Source organism: Natroniella acetigena, from assembly GCF_023227745.1.
GTDB classification, from domain to species: domain Bacteria; phylum Bacillota; class Halanaerobiia; order Halobacteroidales; family Halobacteroidaceae; genus Natroniella; species Natroniella acetigena.
The window spans coordinates 1-3,761 of sequence record NZ_JALKBX010000098.1; the positions used below are offsets into that span (position 1 = coordinate 1).

Sequence of the window (3,761 nt, forward strand, 5' to 3'; positions counted from 1 at the left end):
CACTCACAGACGAAAGGGTGAGCAAACTGAGAACACAAACATCAACCTAAGTTAGAGCACCAGACTTCGACCCTACATACGACAGAATATGATGAAAATATAGTGACTAAAAAACATTTACAATGCGTTACAAAAAAACACTAAAAATAATATCATTTGACATTAAATCATTAAAATGTTATTATAAAACAAAATAATAATTCATTTTATATAAGGCAGAAGAGGTGTTGAAGTTGCCTATTACAAATTTAAAAATTAAAAATTGTAAATCGCTTAAAGATATTAAACTATCAATTGATGATGTTAATTGCTTAATTGGAAAAAATGGAACAGGGAAATCTAATATAATAGAAGTTATTAAATATTTTTATGATAATTTAGATAATATAAAAGTTAGTAATGATTTGTATGATAAAAATAATCCTTATAGTAATTATATTGAAATAACTATAACTTATAATATTAATCAGTTTTTAAAAATTTCAAATAAAAAATCAATTAACTCTTATTTATTGGATAAGAATTTACATTCTATTTTTAAAGCTATTAATAAATTAGATAAAAAATATGCAAAAAATAATTTGATTAATTTAACTTTAAAACAATATAAAAATAATGTTCCTGAATGGAGTATTGATAATTATGATGACAGAGTACTAATAAAAAATCTATTTCCTATTTATTTTGTTGATACACGAAATTTAAATTTAACTAATTGGGAAGAGTTATGGACAATAATTGGTGATTTAAGTAGAATAAAACAAGAGTTTATAAGAAAAATGAGCTATAAAGATATAGATGATATTATTTCTGAGATATGTGGAAAAGAGAACCACAAAACTATAAAATATATTAAAAATGAATTTAAACAAAATGATATTACTATTAATAAATTTTCTTTTAAGGAAATATTTATACATTTATTGCAATTAAGTATTGCAGGTGAAAGTTTTAATTATAAAGAAGAAAATTTAAATTATTTCTCAGATGGTATAAATTCATACAATTATTTAAATATTATGGTGAATTTAATAAGTAAACTTTCAGAAAGAAAATTAAAAGATCCTTTAATTGTATTAGATGAACCTGAAATAGGTTTACATCCTAGTTATATTGATGATTTTGTTAATAATTTTTCTGAAAAAATAAAGAATATTAAAATTTTGTTATCAACTCATTCCCCAAGACTTATAAGAAATATAGTTAGAGAAAATTTTGACTATAATATGTGTCATCTTTCTTTAGAAAAAAATTATACTAAAATAAACGAGATGAAAAAAATGTCAGATAATGATGATAGGATAATGTATAGATTATCTGAAGCAGAGCCAAGTTTTTATTTTTCAAGATGCATTGTATTTGTAGAAGGATCTACTGAGTTAGAATTGTTTTCTAATAGAAATTTATTGGATATATTCCCTAATATAAAGAAAGTGGATTTTTTTGAGTATGCAGATGATGTTTTATATAAAATAATACATCCTAATATGCAAAATTTTGCTGTACCATATATTATATTAACTGATTTAGATAAGGTACTTACAAATAATAATGGAGAAGATGAATTTTCTTTTAACCATAATGAATTTGTTAATCCTATAAAAAATAATGATATAGAAGATAGAGAGAAATTTTATTATGGAACTAAAAGAAAACTATATTATTTGAGAAAGAGAATAAAAAAATCAAGAAAAGAAGAATTTTCATTTAAAAAAAATTGGTATTATACAAAAAGAAACAGTAATTTTGAATCTTTAAAAAATTCTATATTAGAATACTGTTTATATTATAATATATTTACTGTAAGTACTACCATTGAGGGGGTATTAATTAATAGAGCTAATTATGATGTTTTTTATAATTGGTTAAAAAAACAGAGAATTAAAAAAATGGATAAACAAAAATTAAAAGAAATATATAATTTTAAAAATAATGTTTCTTATAAGGTTACAGTTTTAAGACTGATTGTTAATGGGAAATATGATAATTTAGTTAAAATAATATCTAAAAAAGACATAGATGAGAATATAGATACCTCTGAAGCTAAAAAAATATATAATTACATTTATGAGATAAAATTTAGTGAGAATAAAAAAGCAAATGGATGGATTACTAGTTTTTTGAATCATTTTTTTTCTAAATATGAAAAAAGTGAAAGGTATGTCAAACAATATTTTCCTGAACTGTATAGCATTATAAATAATATTAAGAAAAAGTTAAAGATGGTAGAGTGAGTAGCAATAAGGTAGCCTATGGCGTAAATCCTAAACCTTGATGACTTGTGACTAAGGGAGTGTAGAGGCTAACTTAGTAGATTAGAAACAAAGCAAAAGCCAAGGTTTTAATGTTACTAGTATGAAATGTTTAATTTTCTGATATTTTTTCAGGATAACTTTCCTGAATTTTCGCTAAAGCGAGGCTTGAAAAGTACTCACTCTACTATTTATTATATAGAATTGAGGTGACTATTATACTAATGAAGTTTAAAAGCAAACATTTAATATATGATGAAAATTATTTTTATGTACAGATTGCAAAAATGAAAAAAATCCAAATTAAAGACATTTTAAGAAATAAAGAAAGTTATTATAATGAGATAAAAATTTCTAAAAAAAATGGATTTAGAAAATTGAGTTGCATAAAAAGTGATAGTCATCTTTATGAATTACAAAAAAACTTAAATTGCTTTTTTAACAAGATACCTATTTCTAATAGTGCATTTGGTTTTGTCAAAGGTTATGGATATAAAGATTTTCTTAAATATCATATAGGAAAATCTGAAAATAAGAGATATTATTTAAGAATAGATATAAAAAATTTTTTTGATTCCATAAATTCAGATTTATTAAGAAGAATACTAGATGTTTATATAGAAGTAGATGAAGTTTTAAAATTAGTTACTGATATTGTTACTTTAAATGATAGATTGCCTCAAGGGGGAGTTAATTCTCCAATATTATCAAATATAGTTTTTCGTCAATTAGATTTAAGAATTGAAAAATATTGTAAAAAATTAAATTTTAAATATAGTAGATATGCTGATGATTTGCTTTTTTCTTCTAACAATGAAAAATTACTATATAAAAGGTTTGTAAGATTATTAGAAGATATAATTTCTTCAGATGAATTCAACTTTCAATTAAATTATTCAAAAATGATAAAAGAAATAGAAGAAATATCTTTAAATGGTTTTGTAGTAGGAAAAAACATTAGATTATCTAGAAAACGTAGGAAAGATATAAATAAGATTTTATTTTTATATGAAACAGGAGCAGATATTAAAGATATTAAAGAATATCTTGCTAGATTAAATAAAGCAGATTTTAATTATTTAAGGAATAAAAAAGATGTAAATTTTAAAACTGGTGAATCTTTAATTCAATTTTTATGTGGATACAGGTCATTTTTAATTGATTGGTCTCTAGACGAAAATAAAAATTATTATAATAAACATCAAAGTTTGATTAGGAGAGTTGAAAATTTAATTGATAATATAATAGAATTACAATCAAATTAAGATTTTTGTATTAAATTCGAGGATAGTAAATATATATACCTCGATTTTTTAATTTTAAGAATGATATTAAAAGCGTAGCATATTCCGTCGTATAACAGCAGGTTAGCGACATCCAATTGTTAATCATAACCGAAGGTCGAGCTGACTTATGAAATTCAGATGTATTGATGAAGTTGCATTGCAGTAAAGGGACGTCGCGAACCTGCGGGACGTTGTATGTCCAGCGAAGCTGGACATATCCAAC

At 22.9% G+C, this 3,761-nt stretch carries 2 protein-coding genes; both read left to right on the forward strand.

Annotated elements, in window-relative coordinates:
• Nucleotides 1-233 precede the first annotated feature (233 nt).
• On the forward strand, nucleotides 234-2,234 hold the full coding sequence (locus tag MWH25_RS12625; RefSeq protein WP_248628009.1) for a retron Eco8 family effector endonuclease: 2,001 nt from the start codon (nucleotides 234-236) through the stop codon (nucleotides 2,232-2,234).
• Nucleotides 2,235-2,476: 242 nt separating this feature from the next.
• Nucleotides 2,477-3,517, forward strand: coding sequence for a reverse transcriptase family protein (locus tag MWH25_RS12630; RefSeq protein ID WP_248628010.1), 1,041 nt, complete (start codon nucleotides 2,477-2,479; stop codon nucleotides 3,515-3,517).
• Nucleotides 3,518-3,761 lie beyond the last annotated feature (244 nt).